Source organism: Streptomyces sp. NPDC050564, assembly GCF_044457265.1.
Lineage (GTDB): Bacteria > Actinomycetota > Actinomycetes > Streptomycetales > Streptomycetaceae > Streptomyces.
In genome coordinates this window covers 12,532-29,552 of record NZ_JBITGS010000031.1, presented here as the reverse complement: position 1 = coordinate 29,552, position 17,021 = coordinate 12,532, and the positions used below count along the sequence as shown (strand labels likewise).

Sequence of the window (17,021 nt, the reverse complement as noted above, 5' to 3'; positions counted from 1 at the left end):
ACGGCCAAGACCACTCCCCCAGGTCCGTCAGGGCCCGCACCCTCGGAGAGACACACCATGTCGAAGATCCTTTTCGTGATGACCGGCGTCGACTACTGGACGCTCGCCGACGGCACCCGGCACCCGACCGGCTTCTGGGCCGAGGAGGCCGTCGCCCCGCACGAGGCCTTCAAGGCCGCCGGCCACGAGGTCGTCGTCGCCACGCCGGGCGGCGTCGTGCCGACCGTGGACAGGGGCAGCCTGGCGCCGGAGGTGAACGGCGGTCAGGAAGGCGCCGACCGGGTCGCGAACGCCCTCGCCTCGATGGTCGAACTCCAGCAGCCGATCAAGCTGGAGGACGTGGACCTGGACGACTACGCGGCCGTCTTCTACCCCGGCGGCCACGGCCCCATGGAGGACCTCGCGGTCAACGCCGACTCGGGCCGGCTCCTCACCCTCGCGCTCGACTCGGGCAAGCCGCTCGGCGTGGTGTGCCACGCCCCGGCCGCGCTGCTCGCCGCCACCCGCGAGGACGGCGGCAACGCCTTCGCGGGCTACCGGGTCTCCGCCTTCACCAACGCCGAGGAGACCCAGGCGGGTCTCGCCGACAAGGCCAAGTGGCTGCTCCAGGACCGGCTGGTCGAGGCGGGCGTCGACTTCCAGGAGGGCGAGCCGTGGGCGCCCAAGGTGGTCGTCGACCGCAACCTGGTCACCGGCCAGAACCCGTCCTCCTCCACCCCGCTCGCGGCCGAGCTGCTCAAGAAGCTGGGCTGACCCCCATGGCCGCCGACCGGCTCGACGAGGTCCTCGACGCCGCCTACGACTGCCTCACCCGGTACGGCGTACGGCGCACGACGATGGACGACATCGCCTCCGCCATGGGCGTGTCCCGGTCAGCGGTCTACCAGTACGTCCGCAGCAAGGACGACGTCTTCCGCCGCCTCGCCGGACGCCTGCACGAGCAGGCGCTCGACCGGGCCCGGCAGGCGGCCGCTGAGGACGCCCCGCCCGCCGAGCGCGTGCGGGGTGTCCTCGCCGCCAAGCTCGGCCTGGTGCTGCAACTGGCCGGCGACTCGCCACACACAGCCGAACTCCTCGACGAGAAGGCCCGGTTGTTCGGCGACATCTGCCACACCTTCACCGGCGACCTGCGCCGCCTCCTGATCGCCCTCTTCGCCGAGGCGGACCCCCGGGCCGGCGTCGAGCCCGCGGAGGCCGCCGACATCTGCTTGGCCCTGGTCGTCGGCCTGGAGTCCGCGCCCGACGGCAGGCATTTGCTCGCCCCGGCGACGGACGCGCTGTTGACCGGGTTGCTGGGCCCCGCCTCGATCTAGTGTCTGTCGCGGCACTAGCCGGGTCCGACTCGGTCCGGTTCTATCCAGGACGGGATCAGTTCCGCGGTGGGACCGTGGCGGACCGGCCTGCCGTCCTCCAGCAGGTGCACGGTGTCGGTGTGGGCGGCGATCAGATGGAATTCGTGGCTGACCGGCGCGACGGCCATGTCCCGTTCAGCGCACAGACGTTGGAGTTCAATCGGTGTCCCTCACCGCCCGCGCCACCGCCCTTCCGGCACCGGCCCCGGCCTGACCGCGCGGTGGCGCCGTCGTCCCGCGGACTTCCAGGGCCGGGGCAGTGAGGACGACCTCGCCCGGGCGGGCGGGGTCCTCGATCCGGGCGAGAAGGCGCTGGGCGGCGCGGCGGCCGACGTCGTGGCTGGCGTTGTCCACGGTGGTGAGCCACAGGTGCCGCAGGCGTGAGAGGTACGTGTTGTCGTAGCCGACGAGGGAGAGATCGCGCGGCACCTGGAGACCGAGTTCCTCGGCGGCCGACAGGGCGCCCACACAGGCGATGTCGTTGAACGCGAAGACGGCGGTGGGCCGTTCAGAAACACTGAGCAGCCGGACCGTGGCGCGGTAGCCGCCCTCCTCGGTCAGGTCGCCCTGCTCCACGATCGCCGCCTCGGCCAGTCCGTGCTCGCGCATGACCGCCTCGAAGCCGCGGCGGCGCAGCTCACCGACCATGCCCTGGCCCGCGATGTGGGCGATCCGCCGGTGGCCCAGGCTGATGAGGTGCTCGGTGGCGAGGCGTGCACCGTGCTCGTCGTCGCCCGCGACGATGTCCACGCCGGGCAGCACGGGCTCCCGGGCGCCGGCGACCACGGTGGGAATCTGCCCGGCCGCCGTACGCAGCGCCTCGGAGACCGGCAGCGTGCCGACGGCGATCAGCCCGTCGACCCCCAGGTCCATGAAGGTACGGGTGAGGTCTTCACCGAGGCGCCGGTTGAGGTGGCCGTCGGCGAGCAGCATGTGCAGACCCGAGTCGTGCAGCCGGGAGTTCAGACCGTCGAGCAGCTCCACGAACCAGGGGTTGCGCATGTCGTTGAGGAGCACTCCGACCGTGCGGGTACGCCGCTCGCTGAGGCTGCGCGCGGCGGCGTTGGGCCGGTAGCCGAGCTCCTCGACGGCGGCCAGCACGGCCTGTCGCTTCTCGTCACGGACCTGGTCGGAGCCGCGCAGTACGAGGGAGACCAGCGACTTCGACACTCCGGCCCGTTCGGCGACGTCGCGAATCGTCGGTGCTCTCATAGTCTGGACCGTTCCATATGCTGGGTGAGCTTGTCAAAGGCCTTGACACCTCCCACAACGGCGTTCAGGGTGAGGCCGAGAAGTTATTGGACCGGTCCAAAGAGGGGCAGTCATGGTGCGTACGCTCGGCGTTGCCGTCGTGGGGTTCGGCTGGATGGGGCGGGTGCACACCCAGGCGTACGCCCGCGTGCCGCACCACTTCCCGCAGCTCCCCCTGCGACCCGAACTGCTCGCCGTCGCCGACGAGGTGCCCGGCCGCGCCGAGAAGGCCGCGGCCCAGTACGGCTTCGCCACCGCGGCCCGGGATTGGCGTGAGGTCGCCGCCGACCCGCGCGTCCAGGCAGTGAGCATCGCCGCTCCGAATTTCCTGCACCGCGAGATCGGCACCGCGATGGCCGAGGCCGGCAAGCACATCTGGATCGAGAAGCCGGTGGGCCTGACCGCCGAGGACGCCCGCGCGGTGTCGGGCGCGGTGACCAAGGCCGGGGTCCAGGGCACGGTCGGCTTCAACTACCGCAACGCGCCCGCCGTGGCCGCCGCCCGCGAACTGATCGCCTCCGGCGAGCTCGGCACCGTCACCCATGCCCGCATCCGGCTGTTCAGCGACTACGCGGCGCATCCGGAGTCCGCGCTGACCTGGCGCTATGAGCGAGAGCGGGGCGGCAGCGGCGTCCTGGGCGACCTGGCATCGCACGGCGTCGATCTGGCGCGCTTCCTGCTCGGCGAGATCGAGGCGCTGACCGCGGACACCGCGATCTTCCTGCCGGAGCGGGCCCGCCCGACGGGCGCGACCGCCGGCCACACGCGCGCGGCCGGCGGTGAAGTGGGCCCGGTGGAGAACGAGGACTACGTCAACTGCCTGCTGCGCTTCGCCTCCGGCGCGCGGGGCGTGCTGGAGGCCTGCCGCGTCTCCGTCGGCGAACAGAACAACTACGGCTTCGAGGTGCACGGCACGAAGGGCGCGGTGTTCTGGGACTTCCGGCGGATGGGCGAACTGGGGGTCAGCCGGGGTACGTCGTACCAGGACCAGCCCGTGAGCACCGTGTACGTCGGCCCAGGGGACGGAGAGTACGCCGCGTTCCAACCGGGCTCAGCGAACGGCATGGGCTACGACGACCTCAAGGTCATCGAGGCCCACCATTTCCTGCGGTCCATTGCTGACAACACCCCCTACGGCGCGACGCTGGTTGACGCGGTTCACAGCGCGGCCGCGCTGGATGCCATGTCACGCTCCGCCGAGCGGGGTACGTGGGTGTCACCGGCCTGAACGACGCCGGGATCGTACGGTCGGATCGGTCCGATCAACGGCGCCCGCCGGCTCACCAGCGCCGAGCCGGCGTCTCGGGTGGAACGCGACGAGCCCGAAGGACGCTGATCACGCACCGCGCGGCCCCTGCAGAGCGCAGCTTCCGGTACCGATCGCTCCGTGCCCTCCGGCCAGGTCCGCAGGGTCCCCCGCAGTCGCCCCGACTTTCTGTTATCGGCCGCGTTCCACGGCGTCTCCTGTGCGTAGGCATCCCAGGCACCGAGCGCGAAGGAACCACGTCAGTGACAGCACAGATCAGTCGCCGGAACATGCTGAAGATCGCCGGTGCGGCCGCGGGCGCCGCCGGAGCCGGCGCTGCCGTCACGACAGCTCCGGCGTCGGCGGCGGGCGGTGTCTTCGCGCATCCAGGCCTGTTGCACACCGGGGCCGACCTGGCCCGCATGGCGGCCAAGGTGAAGGCCGGGGCTCAGCCCTACACGGCGGGTTTCGCCAGGTTGACGGCCAACCGGCATGCGCAGAGCACCTGGACGGCCAACCCCCAGGCGACCGTCTACCGCGGCTCGGGCACACCCGAGAACTACGCCACGCTCTACAACGACATCCACGCCGCCTACCAGAACGCCCTGCGCTGGCACGTCACCGGGGACACCGCGCACGCCGACACCGCCCGCGACATCCTCAACGCCTGGTCGGCCAAGCTGACCGGACTCGACGGCAGCGCCGACCGGTTCCTCGCCTCGGGGCTCTACGGCTACCAGTTCGCCAACGCCGCCGAGCTCATCCGCGACCACGACGGCTTCGAACTGGCCCGCTTCCAGAAGATGATGCTCAACGTCTTCCACCCGCTGAGCGAGGACTTCCTGGCCGGCCACAACGGCGCCTACATCACCAACTACTGGGCCAACTGGGACCTGACGAACATCGCCTCCGTCCTCGCCATCGGCATCCTGTGCGACGACCGCGCCAAGGTCGACCGGGCCGTCGCGTACTTCAAGCACGGCGAAGGAATGGGCTCCATCAAGAACGCCATCCCGGTCGTGTACTCCGACGGCCTCGCCGAGTGGGCCGAGGCCGGCCGCGACCAGGGCCATGCCCTGCTGGGCGTCGGTCTGATGGGCACCATCTGCGAGATGGCCTGGAACCAGGGCATCGATCTGTACGGCTACGACGACAGCCGCTTCCTCAAGGGCGCCCAGTACGTGGCCAAGTGGAGCATGGGCGCAGACGTGCCCTACACCCCGTACACCCGGAGGAAGGGCGCGCCCGGCATCTGGTCGGGCACGGAGACCGCGTCCGCGGCGGCGGCCGTCGACCCGGCCATGGCCCGGCCGATCTGGGCCATGATCGCCAACCACTACACCAAGCGCCGAGGGCTGGACGCGCAGTACCTCACGCGCATCGCGGCCCGGTTCTCGCCCGAGGGCGGCGGTGGGGACTACGGCCCCAACAGCGGGGGCTACGACCAACTCGGCTTCGGCACCCTGGCGTTCACCCGTGCCCGGGCCACCGCGGCCGAGGTGTCGGCGTCGCCGACACCGTCCACCGCCGGATCCGGCGCATCGGAGTCCACCGCCGGTTCCACCGAGCCGGGCGCCGCCACCCCCTCCTCCGGCACGAGCCCGCTCGGCGGGAAGAGCGGCGACCTGGCTGCCACCGGCTCCTCGGATCTCCCCGCCTGGACCGCCGCCACCGGAGTCGCCGCTCTCGCGGGCGGTCTGCTTCTGCTGCGCCGCCGCGGCCGGGCCCGTCGCGACGCCGAACAGTGACGAGCGGTCCGGTACCGGGCGTAGGACCGCGTAGACGCGAGTCCGTGCACGCACCGCCTCACAAACGGACGAGCAGCTGGAACTCGAAGGCGTACCGCGAGGCGCGGTAGATGTGGGTGCCGTACTCGACCGCGCGGCCGGTGTCGTCGTAGGCCGTACGCCGCATGGTGAGCAGGGCGGCGCCCGCGGGTTCGTGCAGCCGCTCGGCCTCCTCCTGTGTAGCCGAGCGGGCTCCCACGGACTGGCGGGCGCTGTGCAGGGTGATGCCGGCAGCGCGCATCATGCGGTACAGGCCGGTCGACTCCAGTCGGGCGGTGTCGACGTCCAGCAGTCCCTCCGGGATGTAGTTGCACAGCGCCGCGACGGGCTGGCCATGGGTGAGGCGCAGTCGGTCCACGCGGTGCACACCGCTGCCCTCGGCGATGCCCAGCGCCGCCGCGACCTCCGGGGAGGCGGACTCGACCTCGTTGTGCAGCACCTGGGTCGTGGGGCTCTGTCCGGCGGTCTCCAAGTCGTCGTAGAGGCTGCTCAGTTCCAGTGGACGTTTGACCTGGCTGTGCACCACCTGGGTGCCCACGCCGCGGCGGCGGACCAGGAGCCCCTTGTCGACCAGGGTCTGGATGGCCTGGCGGACGGTGGGGCGGGACAGGCCGAGCCGCCCCGCGAGCTCGACCTCGTTGCCGAGCAGGCTCCCGGGGCTCAGCACGTCGCGCTGGATCGCGGACTCCAGCTGTTGAGCGAGCTGGTAGTAGAGCGGGACGGGGCTGCTCCGGTCGAGCCCGAAGTCGATGCCGGCGAGTGCGGCGGCGGCGCTCGCTCGTATGGATCCGGCGGTCCGGTGAGTGGAAACCCTTGCCATCGCATCGTCCTGACGTTCGGTCCTGAAGGCGGCCGGTGCAAAAGGCTGCGGGTCCGTTCCCGCACCGGCCGCCGCTTGAGTCCGGAAACGGCTCAGGAGTGGCTGGGGAAGCCGAGGTTGATGCCTCCGTCGGCCGGATCGGGCCACCGGGTGGTGATCACCTTGCCCTGGGTGTAGAAGGCGATGCCGTCGTTGCCGTAGATGTGCAGGTCGCCGAAGAGGGAGTCCTTCCAGCCGCCGAAGGAGTGGTAGCCGACGGGCACCGGGATCGGCACGTTGATGCCGACCATGCCGGCCTGGACCTCCAGCTGGAAGCGGCGGGCGGCGCCGCCGTCCCGGGTGAAGATCGCGGTGCCGTTGCCCCAACGGGAGCTGTTGATGAGCTCGATGGCGTCGTCGTAGGTGTCGGCACGCACGACGCACAGGACCGGGCCGAAGATCTCGTCCCGGTACGCGTCCGCCGTCACCGGCACCTTGTCGAGCAGCGAGACGCCGAGGAAGAAGCCGTCCTCGTGGCCCGCGACCACGTAGCCGGTGCCGTCGACGACGACCTCGGCCCCCTGGGCCGCCGCGCTCGCCACGTACGAGGCCACCTTGTCGCGGTGCTCGCGAGTGATGAGCGGACCCATCTCGGAGGCGGGGTCATGGCCCGGTCCGATCTTCAGTCCCTTCGCGCGCTCGGCGATCTTGCCGACCAGCTCGTCACCGGTGTCGCCGACCGCGACCACGACGGACACCGCCATGCACCGCTCACCGGCCGAGCCGTACGCGGCGTTGATGGCCTGGTCGGCGGCGAAGTCCAGGTCGGCGTCGGGCAGGACGAGCATGTGGTTCTTGGCACCGCCCAGGGCCTGGACACGCTTGTCGTGCTCGACGCCCTTGAGCTGGATGTACTTGGCGATGGGCGTGGAGCCGACGAAGGAGACCGCGACGACGTCCGGGTTCTCCAGGAGGCGGTCCACGGCGACCTTGTCGCCCTGCACGATGTTCAGCACGCCGTCCGGCAGCCCGGCCTCGGAGGCCAACTCCGCCAGCCGGAAGGAGGCCGACGGGTCCTTCTCGCTCGGCTTGAGCACGAAGGTGTTGCCGCAGGCGATGGCGAGCGGGAACATCCACATCGGCACCATGGCCGGGAAGTTGAACGGCGTGATGCCGGCGACGACGCCCAGCGGCTGGCGGATCGAGGCGACGTCCACCCGGGTCGAGACCTGCGTGGACAGCTCGCCCTTGAGCTTCTCGGAGATGCCGCAGGCCAGCTCGACGATCTCCATGCCGCGGGCGACCTCGCCGAGCGCGTCGGAGTGGACCTTGCCGTGCTCGGCGGTGATCAGCTCGGCGATCTCGTCGCGGTGGGCGTCCAGCAGTTCGCGGTACTTGAACAGGATCGCCGTGCGCTTGGCGAGTGAGGTGCTCCCCCAGCTCTCGAAGGCGGCCTTCGCGGTGGCGACGGCGGTGTCCACCTCGTCGGCCGAGGCGAAGCCGACCTGCTTCTCCTGGGCTCCGGTGGCCGGGTTGTAGACCGGGCCGAAGCGTCCGGAGGCGGACTCGACGGGCTTCCCGCAGATCCAGTGGGTGATGGTCTTCATGGTGCGGGGGCCTTTCGTGGGCGGGGAGTTCACAGGAGTCAGAGGTGGCGGCGGCGCGCTGCGGCGTGGCCGTCGTACTGTTCACGGGCGTTCATGGCGGCTTCGCGCGAGGCCACTTCGGCGACGGGTACGTCCCACCAGGCTTCGGCCGGAGGGGCGGTGGGCGTCGGGTCGGTCTCGACATACACGCATGTCGGCCGGTCCGAGGCCCGCGCCGCGGCCAACGCGTCCCGCAGTTCCCGTACGGTCTTGGCGCGCAGGACGTCCATGCCGAGGCTGGCGGCGTTGGCGGCGAGGTCCACCGGGAGCGGGGCCCCGGAGAAGGTGCCGTCGGCGGCCCGGTAGCGGTAGGCGGTGCCGAAGCGCTCGCCGCCGGTCTCCTCGGAGAGGCCGCCGATGGAGGCGTAGCCGTGGTTCTGGATCAGCACCAGGTTGACGGGCAGGCCCTCCTGGACGGCGGTGACGATCTCGGTGGGCATCATCAGATACGTGCCGTCGCCGACCAGCGACCAGACCGGTGTGCCGGGCGCGGCCTGCTGGACTCCGATGCCTGCCGGGATCTCGTAGCCCATGCACGAGTAGCCGTATTCCAGGTGGTACTGGCGCGGGCTGCGTGCCCGCCACAGCTTGTGCAGGTCGCCGGGGAGCGAACCGGCCGCGTTGATGACCACGTCGTCGTCGCCGACGACCGCGTCCAGGGCGCCGAGGAGCTGGGTCTGGGTGGGCACGGCGGAGTCCTCGGCCCGGTAGGCGGTCTCGACCACTTCCTCCCAACGTGCCTTGCCCGCGCGGTACTCGGCTTCGTACGCCTTCGCCACCCGTTGGCCGGACAGACCCTCTGCGAGCGCCTCAAGGCCCGTCCGCGCGTCCGCGACCAGTGTGCGGGCGGCGAGTTTATGAGCGTCGAAGGCGGTGATGTTGAGGTTGACGAACCGGACGCCGGGCTCCTGGAACAGCGTGTGGGACGCGGTCGTGAAGTCGGTGTAGCGGGTACCGACCCCGATGATCAGGTCGGCGGTGCGGGCGATGTCGTCACAGACGGCGGTGCCGGTGTGGCCGATGCCGCCGAGGTCGGCGGGGTGGTCGTGTCGCAGGGAGCCCTTGCCCGCCTGCGTGGAGGCGACCGGGATGCCGGTGGTGTCGACCAGGGCCTTCAGCGCGCCCTCGGCCTCGCTGTGGTGCACTCCCCCGCCGACGACGATCAGCGGGCGCCCGGCGGCACGGATCTCGCGTACGGCTTCGGCGAGTTCGACCGGATCGGGTGCCGGACGGCGTACGTGCCAGACGCGCTCGGCAAAGAACTCCTGCGGCCAGTCGTACGCCTCCGCCTGCACATCCTGCGGCATGGCGAGGGTGACGGCACCGGTCTCGGCCGGGTCGGTCAGGACCCGCATCGCGTTCAGGGCGGACGGGATCAGCATCTCGGGGCGGGTGATCCGGTCGAAGTAGCGGGAGACCGGGCGCAGGGTGTCGTTGACGGAGACGTCGGCCTCGACGGGGTGCTCCAGCTGCTGGAGCAGCGGGTCGGCCGGGCGCGTCGCGAAGTAGTCGCCCGGCAGGAGCAGCACAGGGAGGCGGTTGACCGTGGCGAGGGCCGCGCCGGTGACGAGGTTGGTGGCGCCGGGGCCGATGGACGTGGTGACGGCCTGCGCGGACAGGCGGTTGAGCTGGCGGGCATAGCCGACCGCGGCGTGCACCATGGACTGCTCGTTGCGGCCCTGGTGGAAGGGCATGGTGTCCTCGCCGGCCTCCAGCAGCGCCTGGCCGATGCCCGCCACGTTGCCGTGGCCGAAGATGCCCCAGGTGCCGGCGATCAGCCGGTGCCGTACGCCGTCGCGCTCGCTGTACTGCGCCGACAGGAAGCGCACCAGTGCCTGGGCGACGGTGAGACGGCGGATGGGGGTGCTCATCAGGACTTCTCCGGTGCCGTGTAGAGGGGAAGGCGGGGGTCGACGGGCCGCTCGGGCCAGGTGGTGCGGATCCAGGCGTGGTCGGGGTGATCGCAGATCAGCCACGCGCGGTCGGCGCCGGGACCCGCCATGACGTTGAGGTAGTACATGTCGTGTCCTGGCACGGCCATGGACGGTCCGTGCCAGCCGTCCGGGATGAGGACGACGTCGCCGTCGCGCACCTCGGCCAGCACGTCGGTGTTGCTGCCGCGGCCCGAGGGCGAGACCCGCTGGTAGCCGAGACCGGGCGTGCCCTCATGGGCTGCGAACTCGAAGTAGTAGATCTCCTCCAGCTCCGATTCCTCGCCGGGCCGGTGCTCGTCGTGCTTGTGCGGCGGGAAGGAGGACCAGTTGCCGCCGGGTGTGATCACCTCCACGGCGATCAACTTGTCGCACTCGAAACCCTGTCCATCAGCGCCTCCGGCGCGAGCTGCCGCACCGAAGTTGTTGACCTGGCGTGAGCAGTTGCCGGTGCCGCGCATCTCGACCGGTACCGAGGAGGCGGGCCCGTAGCGGGCCGGCAGCCGGCGGGCGCAGCGGGCGCCGGTGAGCGCGAACCGCCCGCCGTCGCGCGAGGCGATCGAGACCTGAGCGTCCCGGGGGACGTACGCGAAGTCGCTCACCCCGCTGAAGACGCTGTCGCGCCCGGCGAGCCGGAACGTGTCGCCGCCGACGGCGACGGTGCAGCCGCCCGACAGCGGGAGCACGATCCACTCGCTGTCGCCGGTGTCGAAGACATGCCAGCCGCCGGGCGGCAGTTCGAGGACGCGCAGGCTGGAGTATCCCCAGTCGGCGGACTCGGGCGTGACGTCGACGGCGTAGGCGTCAGTGGTGGCCTTGCCCGCGGGAAGGTGGTGCGTGGTGGTCATCGGGTGGCTCCTGTACGGGGCTCAGAACAGGCTGAACGGGGATTCAGAGCAGGCCGACGGCGGTGTCCACCGCGGTCTCCACGCTGCCCTCGGCGGGGTACAGCAGCGACCGGCCCACGACCATGCCCTGGACGGTGGGCAGCCGCAGGGCCTTGCGCCATCTCTCGTACGCCCCCTCCTGGTCCCTGCCGACCTCGCCGCCGAGCAGCACGGCGGGCAGGGTGGACGCCTCCAGTACCTCGGCCATGTCGTCGGGGTCGTCGGTGACCGGCAGCTTGAGCCAGGTGTAGGCGGAGGTGCCGCCCAGGCCGGAGGCGATGGCGATGGACCGGGTGACGGCCTCGGCGCTCAGGTCGTTGCGGACCGTGCCTTCCACCCGGCGGGATATGAACGGCTCGACGAACAGCGGCAGTCGGCGGGCGGCCATGTCGTCGACGGCGCGGGCCGTGGTCTGCAGGGTCTCCAGGGAGCCGGGGTCGTCGTAGTCGATGCGCAGCAGGAGCTTTCCGGCGTCGAAACGGAGCCGCTCGATGTCCTCGGCGCGGTGGCCGGTGAAACGGTCGTCCATCTCGAAGGAGGCGCCCGCGAGCCCGCCGCGGTTCATGGAGCCCATCACGACCTTGTTCTCCAGGACGCCCAGGAGCAGCAGGTCCTCCAGGATGTCGGCGGTGGCCAGCACCCCGTCCACACCAGGCCTGGACAGCGCGACGCAGAGGCGTTCCAGGAGGTCGGCGCGGTTGGCCATGGCCAGGCGGTGCTCGCCGACGCCGAGGGCGCCGCGCGCGGGGTGGTCGGCGGCCACGATCATCAGGCGGCCGCTGTCGCCGATCAGCGGGCGGCGGACACGGCGGGCGGCCGCTTCGGCGATGGCCTCCGGGTGCCGGGCGCGCACCGAGACGAGGTCGGGGATGCTGATGCTCAAGACAGGCTCCGTTCAGGGGTGGCGTCGGGCGGCCGCGTATGCGGTGCGCCTCGGCCGCGGACTCGGTCAGCCGCGTGCGAGGAGGTCCTCGACCTCGGACTCGGTCGGCATCGCGGAGGAGCAGGCGAGCCGGGAGGCGACGAGCGCGCCTGCGGCGTTGGCGTACCGGATGGTCTTCTCCAACTCCCAGCCGGACAGCAGACCGTGGCAGAGCGAGCCGCCGAACGCGTCCCCGGCGCCGAGGCCGTTGACGACCTCCACCGGTACCGGCGGGACCTCGGCGACGGTGCCGTCGCGGTGGACGGCCAGGACTCCCTTGGGGCCCTGTTTGACGACGGCCAGTTCCACACCGGCGTCGAGGAGGGCCTGGGCGCAGGCCCGTGGTTCGCGTGCCCCGGTGGCGATCTCGCACTCGTCGAGGTTGCCGACGGCGACCGTGGCGTGGCGCAGGGCCTCGGCGTAGTACGGGCGCGCGCTGTCCGGGTCCTTCCAGAACATCGGGCGCCAGTCGAGGTCGAAGACCGTGGTGCCGGACTTGGCGCGCGCCTTCAGGGCGGCGAGGGTGGCCGAGCGGCTGGGCTCCTCGCTCAGGCCGGTGCCGGTGATCCAGAAGATGCGGGCCGCGCGCAGGGCGAAGAAGTCCAGCTCGTCGGTGTGGATCTCCAGGTCCGGAGCCTTGGGGCGCCGGTAGAAGTACAGCGGGAACTCGTCCGGCGGGAAGATCTCGCAGAAGGTGATCGGCGTGGGATACGCGGCCACCGGTGTGACCCAGCGGTCGTCGACGCCGAACTCCTTGAGCGCCTGGTGGAGATAGGTGCCGAAGGGGTCCTGGCCGGTGCGGGTGATCACCGCGGTGGCGCGGCCCAGGCGCGCGGCGGCCACCGCGACATTGGCGGCGGAGCCGCCGAGGAACTTCCCGAAGGATTCGACCTGCGCGAGCGGCACACCCGTCTGCAGGGGGTAGAGATCGACGCCGATACGTCCCATGGTGATGACGTCGAAGGATTCAGCGGACTCAGGCATGCGTGACGCTCCTGATGCGTGGGATGCGGGCAACGGGGCGCCCGGTGCCTCTTAGGTGTAGGACGCGCAGCAAGCTCCTGTCAAGACTTTGTACTGACATTCGGACCTGCTCAGGAAATGATGTCTTAACAAAGTATTGACAGGCGGGTGCAACAGGGACTTGTATCCCGTCCCAACGAAACAGCCACGCCACCGGCTCAAGACCCGGACCTGCCGTCCGAGCCCCCTACGGGCCCCGCGCCCCGCGCCGTCCCGTTCCCCCGTCGCACAGTGAGGTGCTGGAAGATGGACCGCACGTTTCACCCCCGCTCTCGCAGAATCGCCCCACTCGTCGCGACAGTCGCGGCGTCCGCGCTGCTCATAGCCGGCTGCTCCAGCAGCTCCGGTGGCAAGAAGTCCGAAGAAGACGGCGCCGCCGCCTCCGCGGGCAAGGCCAGTACCCCCCGCATGACGATCGCGATGGTCACCCACGCCCCCTCCGGCGACACGTTCTGGGACATCGTCCGCAAGGGCGCGGAGGCCGCAGCAGCCAAGGACAACGTCAAGCTGGTGTACTCCTCCAACCCGAGCGCGGGCGAGCAGGCCAACCTGGTGCAGAACGCGATCGACCAGAAGGCCGACGGCATCGCGATCACCCTCGCCAAGCCGGACGCCATGAAGGACGTCGTGAGCAAGGCGAAGTCGGCCGGCATTCCCGTGGTCGGCCTCAACTCCGGTGTGAGCGACTGGAAGAAGCTCGGCCTGATGGAGTTCTTCGGGCAGGACGAGACGGTGGCGGGCGAGGCGCTCGGCAACAGACTGAACTCCGAAGGTGCCAAGAAGGCCGTCTGTGTGATCCAGGAGCAGGGAAACATCGGCCTCACCCAGCGCTGCGACGGCGTGAAGAAGACGTTCAGCGGCAAGACGGAGACCCTCTACGTCAACGGCACCGACATGCCGTCCGTGAAGTCCACGATCACCGCCAAGCTCAAGCAGGACAGCGCCATCGACTATGTCGTCACCCTCGGCGCCCCGTTCGCCCTGACCGCCGTGCAGTCGGTGGGCGACGCGGGCAGCAAGGCGAAGATCGCGACCTTCGACCTCAACAAGGACCTGACGACCGCCATCAGCAAGGGCACCATCCAGTTCGCCGTCGACCAGCAGCCCTACCTGCAGGGCTACCTGGCGATCGATTCCCTGTGGCTCTACAAGAACAACGGCAACTACAGCGGCGGCGGTGAGCAGCCGGTGCTGACCGGGCCGGCCTTCGTCGACAAGTCCAACGTCGGCTCCGTCGCCAAGTTCGCCGCGAAGGGCACCCGGTGATGAGCATGGCCCAGCAGGCTGCGCCGGCGGTGCCCTCACCGCCGGCCCCCGGCCCGAGCAAGACCGACGGACGGACCGCGCAACGCCCCCTGGTGTTCAGGGTGCTCGCGCGGCCCGAGGTGGGCGTCTTCCTCGGCGCCGTAGCGGTGTACGTGTTCTTCCTCGTCTCGGCGCCGCCGGTCCGCGACGGCGGCTCGATGGCCAACATCCTCTACCAGTCGTCGACCATCGGGATCATGGCCCTGCCCGTGGCGCTGCTGATGATCGGCGGCGAGTTCGACCTGTCGGCCGGTGTCGCGGTCATCACCTCGGCGCTGACCGCGAGCATGCTCAGCTACCAACTGACCATGAACGTCTGGGTCGGCGTGATCGTCGCGCTCCTCGTGTCGCTGGCGGTCGGCTTCTTCAACGGCTGGATGGTGGTCAAGACCGGGCTGCCCAGCTTCCTGGTCACCCTCGGCACCTTCCTGATCCTCCAGGGCGCGAACCTCGCGATCACCAAGCTGGTCACCACCAACGTCGCCACCGACGACATCAGCAACATGGACGGCTTCGACCAGGCGAAGAAGATCTTCGCGTCGTCCTTCGACGTCGGCGGCGTCCAGGTGAAGATCACCATCGTGTACTGGCTGATCTTCGCGGCCCTGGCCACATGGGTGCTGCTGCGCACCAAGTACGGCAACTGGATCTTCGCGGTGGGCGGCAACCAGGACTCCGCACGGGCCGTCGGTGTGCCGGTGACCTTCACCAAGATCTCGCTGTTCATGACCGTGGGCTTCGGCGCCTGGTTCGTCGGCATGCACCAGCTGTTCTCCTTCAACACCGTGCAGTCCGGCGAGGGCGTCGGCCAGGAGCTGATCTACATCTCCGCGGCGGTGATCGGCGGCTGTCTGCTGACCGGCGGCTACGGCTCCGCGATCGGCCCGGTCTTCGGTGCCTTCATGTTCGGCATGGTCCAGCAGGGCATCGTGTACGCCGGATGGAACCCCGACTGGTTCAAGGCCTTCCTCGGCGTGATGCTGCTCGGCGCCACGCTCATCAATCTGTGGGTCCGCCGCACGGCGACCCGGAGGTGAACTGACTCATGACCAGCAACGGATCCGGAACGGCGGGCGCCGTCCTCGCCGACACCCCGCCCGAGGACGGCACCGCCGCCCTCGTCGAGCTGCGCAACGCCGGCAAGTCCTACGGCAACATCCGCGCCCTGCACGGCGTCTCCCTCGCCGTGCACCCCGGCAAGGTGACCTGCGTGCTCGGCGACAACGGCGCCGGCAAATCAACCCTCATCAAGATCATCTCCGGGCTGCACCAGCACACCGAGGGCGAGTTCCTCGTCGACGGCGCTCCCGTGCGCTTCTCCACACCGCGCGAGGCACTCGACAAGGGCATCGCCACCGTCTACCAGGACCTGGCCACCGTCCCGCTGATGCCGGTATGGCGGAACTTCTTCCTCGGCTCCGAAATGACCAAGGGCCCCTGGCCCGTACGCCGCCTCGACATCGCGAAGATGAAACAGACCGCCGACGAGGAACTGCGCAACATGGGCATCGTCCTCGACGACCTCGACCAGCCCATCGGCACCCTCTCCGGCGGCCAGCGCCAGTCCGTGGCCATCGCCCGCGCCGTCTACTTCGGCGCCCGGGTCCTGATCCTGGACGAGCCGACCGCCGCCCTCGGCGTCAAACAGTCCGGCGTCGTCCTCAAATACATCGCCGCCGCCCGCGACCGCGGCCTCGGCGTCATCTTCATCACCCACAACCCCCACCACGCCTACATGGTCGGCGACCACTTCAGCGTGCTCCGCCTGGGCACCATGGAGCTCAGCGCCGACCGCAGCGAGGTCAGCCTGGAAGAACTCACCAACCACATGGCCGGCGGCGCCGAACTCGCCGCACTCAAGCACGAGTTGGCCCAGGTACGCGGCGTCGACGTCGAGGAGCTCCCCGAAGCGGAGGACCTCCAGGCGCCCGTGGCGGCCTCGTCCGAAGGGACCCCCTGAGATGACCACGCCCCTCGACCGCATCCGGGTCGGCTCGGCCCCCGACTCCTGGGGCGTCTGGTTCCCCGACGACCCGCAGCAGGTGCCCTGGGAACGGTTCCTGGACGAAGTCGCCGAAGCCGGCTACTCCTGGATCGAACTCGGCCCGTACGGCTATCTGCCGACCGACCCCGCCCGGCTCACCGACGAGGTGAACAAGCGCCGACTGAAGGTGTCGGCCGGCACGATCTTCACCGGGCTGCACCGCGGACCCTCGGTCTGGGAGTCCACCTGGAAGCACGTCAGCGAGGTCGCCGCCCTCACTCAGGCCATGGGCGCGAAGCACCTGGTGGTCATCCCGTCCTTCTGGCGCGACGACAAGACCGCCGAGATCCTGGAGCCGCCGGAGCTGACCGCCGAGCAGTGGGCCCACCTGACCAAGGGCATGGAGCGGCTCGGCCACGAGGTCAAGGAGACGTACGGCCTCGACATCGTCGTCCACCCGCACGCCGACACCCACATCGACACCGAGGACCACGTCGAGCGCTTCCTCGACTCGACCGACTCCGAGCTGGTCAATCTCTGCCTGGACACCGGGCACTACGCCTACTGCGGCGGCGACAGCGTGAAGCTCATCGAGACCTACGGCGAGCGGATCGGCTATCTCCACCTCAAGCAGGTCGATCCCGACATCCTCGCCGACGTCGTCAAGAACGAGGTGCCGTTCGGCCCCGCCGTCCAGGGCGGCGTGATGTGCGAACCCCCCTCCGGAATACCGGAGTTGGAGCCGGTGCTGGTTGCGGCCCAGCGCCTGGGCGTCGAGCTGTTCGCCATCGTCGAGCAGGACATGTACCCCTGCGAGCCGGACAAGCCGCTGCCCATCGCCGTGCGCACCCGCACGTTCCTCCGCTCCTGCGGCGCCTGAACCACCCG

Annotated in this window: 16 protein-coding genes; 8 read left to right on the top strand and 8 right to left on the bottom strand. The window is 70.3% G+C overall.

The annotated features are described in order from the left end of the window. Positions 1–57: 57 nt before the first annotated feature. Positions 58–753: a type 1 glutamine amidotransferase domain-containing protein gene (locus ACIBK0_RS37690; RefSeq protein WP_399090084.1), complete on the top strand. Its 696-nt coding sequence runs from the start codon at positions 58–60 to the stop codon at positions 751–753. 5 nt (positions 754–758) lie between these two features. After that, positions 759–1,313 carry a TetR/AcrR family transcriptional regulator gene (locus ACIBK0_RS37685; RefSeq protein WP_399090081.1) on the top strand — a complete coding sequence of 185 codons (555 nt, stop codon included), beginning with the start codon at positions 759–761 and terminating at the stop codon, positions 1,311–1,313. 14 nt (positions 1,314–1,327) lie between these two features. Here ACIBK0_RS37685 and ACIBK0_RS37680 read toward each other — a convergent pair whose 3' ends face one another. Both ACIBK0_RS37680 and ACIBK0_RS37675 read right to left on the bottom strand, forming a co-directional pair. Then, positions 1,328–1,480: a hypothetical protein gene (locus ACIBK0_RS37680; protein ID WP_399090078.1), complete on the bottom strand. Its 153-nt coding sequence runs from the start codon at positions 1,478–1,480 to the stop codon at positions 1,328–1,330. A 28-nt stretch (positions 1,481–1,508) separates the two neighbouring features. After that, on the bottom strand, positions 1,509–2,564 hold the full coding sequence (locus ACIBK0_RS37675) for a LacI family DNA-binding transcriptional regulator (RefSeq protein WP_399090075.1): 1,056 nt from the start codon (positions 2,562–2,564) through the stop codon (positions 1,509–1,511). A 112-nt stretch (positions 2,565–2,676) separates the two neighbouring features. Here ACIBK0_RS37675 and ACIBK0_RS37670 point away from each other — a divergent pair, with 112 nt between their 5' ends. Together ACIBK0_RS37670 and ACIBK0_RS37665 are read left to right on the top strand one after the other, a co-directional pair. Continuing rightward, entirely contained in the window at positions 2,677–3,831 is a 1,155-nt protein-coding gene (locus ACIBK0_RS37670; protein WP_399090072.1) for a Gfo/Idh/MocA family protein, read from the top strand. Positions 3,832–4,139: 308 nt separating this feature from the next. Then, positions 4,140–5,597 carry an alginate lyase family protein gene (locus ACIBK0_RS37665; RefSeq protein ID WP_399090305.1) on the top strand — a complete coding sequence of 486 codons (1,458 nt, stop codon included), beginning with the start codon at positions 4,140–4,142 and terminating at the stop codon, positions 5,595–5,597. Positions 5,598–5,655: 58 nt separating this feature from the next. On the opposite strand, the gene ACIBK0_RS37660 is transcribed toward ACIBK0_RS37665, so the two are convergent. The 6 genes from ACIBK0_RS37660 to iolC all read right to left on the bottom strand — a co-directional run bounded on the left by ACIBK0_RS37660 (position 5,656) and on the right by iolC (position 12,805). Beyond that, positions 5,656–6,456, bottom strand: coding sequence for a GntR family transcriptional regulator (locus ACIBK0_RS37660; RefSeq protein WP_399090069.1), 801 nt, complete (start codon positions 6,454–6,456; stop codon positions 5,656–5,658). 92 nt (positions 6,457–6,548) lie between these two features. Then, positions 6,549–8,042, bottom strand: a complete 1,494-nt coding sequence (locus tag ACIBK0_RS37655) for a CoA-acylating methylmalonate-semialdehyde dehydrogenase (RefSeq protein ID WP_399090066.1) — start codon at positions 8,040–8,042, stop codon at positions 6,549–6,551. A gap of 38 nt (positions 8,043–8,080) precedes the next feature. Then, complete coding sequence (gene iolD, locus ACIBK0_RS37650) at positions 8,081–9,952, bottom strand: 3D-(3,5/4)-trihydroxycyclohexane-1,2-dione acylhydrolase (decyclizing) (RefSeq protein ID WP_399090063.1); 1,872 nt, start codon at positions 9,950–9,952, stop codon at positions 8,081–8,083. Beyond that, complete coding sequence (iolB, locus tag ACIBK0_RS37645; protein ID WP_399090060.1) at positions 9,952–10,860, bottom strand: 5-deoxy-glucuronate isomerase; 909 nt, start codon at positions 10,858–10,860, stop codon at positions 9,952–9,954. The genes iolD and iolB overlap by 1 nt, the downstream gene beginning before the upstream one ends. 43 nt (positions 10,861–10,903) lie before the next feature. Then, on the bottom strand, positions 10,904–11,782 hold the full coding sequence (locus tag ACIBK0_RS37640; RefSeq protein ID WP_399090057.1) for a deoxyribose-phosphate aldolase: 879 nt from the start codon (positions 11,780–11,782) through the stop codon (positions 10,904–10,906). Between the two features lie 66 nt (positions 11,783–11,848). Further along, entirely contained in the window at positions 11,849–12,805 is a 957-nt protein-coding gene (iolC, locus tag ACIBK0_RS37635; RefSeq protein WP_399090054.1) for a 5-dehydro-2-deoxygluconokinase, read from the bottom strand. A 285-nt stretch (positions 12,806–13,090) separates the two neighbouring features. On the opposite strand from iolC, the gene ACIBK0_RS37630 reads away from it, so the two are divergent. The 4 genes from ACIBK0_RS37630 to ACIBK0_RS37615 are packed head-to-tail and all read left to right on the top strand — an operon-like array spanning position 13,091 to position 17,013. Further along, positions 13,091–14,110, top strand: a complete 1,020-nt coding sequence (locus tag ACIBK0_RS37630; protein ID WP_399090051.1) for a sugar ABC transporter substrate-binding protein — start codon at positions 13,091–13,093, stop codon at positions 14,108–14,110. Beyond that, entirely contained in the window at positions 14,110–15,186 is a 1,077-nt protein-coding gene (locus tag ACIBK0_RS37625; protein WP_399090048.1) for an ABC transporter permease, read from the top strand. The genes ACIBK0_RS37630 and ACIBK0_RS37625 overlap by 1 nt, the downstream gene beginning before the upstream one ends. 8 nt (positions 15,187–15,194) lie before the next feature. Then, positions 15,195–16,109, top strand: a complete 915-nt coding sequence (locus ACIBK0_RS37620; RefSeq protein WP_399090045.1) for an ATP-binding cassette domain-containing protein — start codon at positions 15,195–15,197, stop codon at positions 16,107–16,109. A 1-nt stretch (position 16,110) separates the two neighbouring features. Further along, positions 16,111–17,013 carry a sugar phosphate isomerase/epimerase family protein gene (locus ACIBK0_RS37615; RefSeq protein WP_399090042.1) on the top strand — a complete coding sequence of 301 codons (903 nt, stop codon included), beginning with the start codon at positions 16,111–16,113 and terminating at the stop codon, positions 17,011–17,013. Positions 17,014–17,021 lie beyond the last annotated feature (8 nt).

Excerpts from the sequence above, each read along its gene's own strand:
- ACIBK0_RS37625 (WP_399090048.1), top strand. The coding sequence starts at position 14,110 with ATGAGCATGGCCCAGCAGGCTGCGCCGGCGGTGCCCTCACCGCCGGCC.
- iolB (WP_399090060.1), bottom strand. The coding sequence starts at position 10,860 with ATGACCACCACGCACCACCTTCCCGCGGGCAAGGCCACCACTGACGCC.
- ACIBK0_RS37630 (WP_399090051.1), top strand. The coding sequence starts at position 13,091 with ATGGACCGCACGTTTCACCCCCGCTCTCGCAGAATCGCCCCACTCGTC.
- ACIBK0_RS37620 (WP_399090045.1), top strand. The coding sequence starts at position 15,195 with ATGACCAGCAACGGATCCGGAACGGCGGGCGCCGTCCTCGCCGACACC.
- iolD (WP_399090063.1), bottom strand. The coding sequence starts at position 9,952 with ATGAGCACCCCCATCCGCCGTCTCACCGTCGCCCAGGCACTGGTGCGC.
- iolC (WP_399090054.1), bottom strand. The coding sequence starts at position 12,805 with ATGCCTGAGTCCGCTGAATCCTTCGACGTCATCACCATGGGACGTATC.
- ACIBK0_RS37670 (WP_399090072.1), top strand. The coding sequence starts at position 2,677 with ATGGTGCGTACGCTCGGCGTTGCCGTCGTGGGGTTCGGCTGGATGGGG.
- ACIBK0_RS37675 (WP_399090075.1), bottom strand. The coding sequence starts at position 2,564 with ATGAGAGCACCGACGATTCGCGACGTCGCCGAACGGGCCGGAGTGTCG.
- ACIBK0_RS37690 (WP_399090084.1), top strand. The coding sequence starts at position 58 with ATGTCGAAGATCCTTTTCGTGATGACCGGCGTCGACTACTGGACGCTC.
- ACIBK0_RS37685 (WP_399090081.1), top strand. The coding sequence starts at position 759 with ATGGCCGCCGACCGGCTCGACGAGGTCCTCGACGCCGCCTACGACTGC.
- ACIBK0_RS37660 (WP_399090069.1), bottom strand. The coding sequence starts at position 6,456 with ATGGCAAGGGTTTCCACTCACCGGACCGCCGGATCCATACGAGCGAGC.
- ACIBK0_RS37615 (WP_399090042.1), top strand. The coding sequence starts at position 16,111 with ATGACCACGCCCCTCGACCGCATCCGGGTCGGCTCGGCCCCCGACTCC.
- ACIBK0_RS37680 (WP_399090078.1), bottom strand. The coding sequence starts at position 1,480 with ATGGCCGTCGCGCCGGTCAGCCACGAATTCCATCTGATCGCCGCCCAC.
- ACIBK0_RS37665 (WP_399090305.1), top strand. The coding sequence starts at position 4,140 with ATGCTGAAGATCGCCGGTGCGGCCGCGGGCGCCGCCGGAGCCGGCGCT.
- ACIBK0_RS37655 (WP_399090066.1), bottom strand. The coding sequence starts at position 8,042 with ATGAAGACCATCACCCACTGGATCTGCGGGAAGCCCGTCGAGTCCGCC.